Raw genomic sequence first — 1,466 nt, 5'->3', positions numbered from 1 at the left:
TCCCGCAAATCTGATGAAACAGCCTTTCCCATGAAGCACCTCCTGCTCACAGAGAATCAAACCGAACATCAAATGGGAACCCGTCGATTCAAATTATTCGCCGGATGCTCTAGCGCTTCACCTCCGCACCTGGATTAGGGTTGGTCGGTAAGCATTGTCCTGCTCCCCCAGTCGGACATCCTGAACTGGAGCGGCTGCACACCGCTAGCTTCAGAACTGCACTTGGGGGGCTTGATCACGATTAGAAAGCGTGACCTACAGAAACGCTGTGCTAGGCGGGCGAAGCTGGAAGACAACTTGCGAGTATTGGCGAAGATCCGAAAGGTTGCTCCATGACAGTGCGAGCCCAATCGCAAAGTGTCGGCTGCCGTTATTAAAGCTTATTTTGACCAATCGATCAAGTTGAACTTCGCATACTGCTTTGCGGCATAGATCGGATCAACCTGATGTGCAAAGGCGAGAAGCCCCGCCACATGGCGCCGCAGTCCGATCATAGATGTGAAACCCCGGCGTCTCACGTGGGCAGCCGGCCCGATGCCGTCGTTGGTCATAGCGTAGAGATGGGTTTCAAGGTTGTTCCTAAACGATCGTGTTAACCGTGGCCGCTCACGATCTACGAGAGTGCCGAGGAGCACTTTGCGAGCCCCAGGCGAGGCGATGCTTGTCTTTGCGCTATGGGGTACGAAGCCAAAGTCGAACAACGCGAATTCGACCAGTTTGACCAGCGTCACGGCAGACCCGCGGTTCGTGTCCTCGATGCGCGAGAAGGCAAGATCATCGGCGTATCTGGTGTAGGTCCAACCATGTCCTCTACCGATCGCGGACAAGTGATCGTCCAAGATCGCCACCGCAAGGTTAGCCAACATAGGGCTCGTTGGAGCGCCTTGCGGGAGGTGCCCCGGAACACGAGGACGAATTGGGAGTGACCTGACCCGTTCCCGGGATATTTTCCCGATCAAATCCCCTCGCCTCACGCGAGTGCAGAGCCTTGCGAACTGAAAGCTGAGAAGGGCCGGATATCCCAAGCGCCGAAAGACAAAATAGACGCTTTTCTCTGGGATGGACTCAAAAAACCGCCTGATGTCCAACTTGACCAGCCATCTCGCCTGGAGATGCTTCTTGGCCGCGCCCACGAGATCACGTTTCAGTGTGAATGCGTGACAGGCTTCATGGGGAGTCACAGCGTTGAGGATGTTCTGGGCTATCCACCGCTGCGCTTGCATGAGCATGGGCTCGGGCACGCAGATCCAGCGATGCTTGCGGCTCGGCCTTGGTCGCACATTGGCCTTGCCGCGCTTGGCGAGCTTGAAGGTGCGATATGGGTCGCTCTTGCGATGAACCACGTCTTGCAGGTATTCGGTGTCAACGTCGGAGCAAAACCGGGCCAGTGGTGCGGAGTAAAAGCAGGCCACTGGCGTGAGGGGCACGACACAGGAAAGGGCCCGATCGGGCCCTTTCCTGTGTCG

Annotated in this window: 1 protein-coding gene; it reads right to left on the bottom strand. The window is 56.7% G+C overall.

The genetic code is table 11. The features are described from left to right. Positions 1 to 380: 380 nt before the first annotated feature. Positions 381 to 1,466, bottom strand: a 1,086-nt coding sequence (locus VQ045_RS21660) for a reverse transcriptase family protein (RefSeq protein ID WP_331831599.1), incomplete at its 5' end; no start/stop codon positions are given.

Origin of the sequence: Aurantimonas sp. E1-2-R+4, assembly GCF_036549515.1 — a bacterium.
Lineage (GTDB): Bacteria > Pseudomonadota > Alphaproteobacteria > Rhizobiales > Rhizobiaceae > Aurantimonas > Aurantimonas coralicida_A.
The sequence above is the reverse complement of the archived record's forward strand: the minus strand, read 5'-3'. Positions and strand labels throughout refer to the sequence as shown.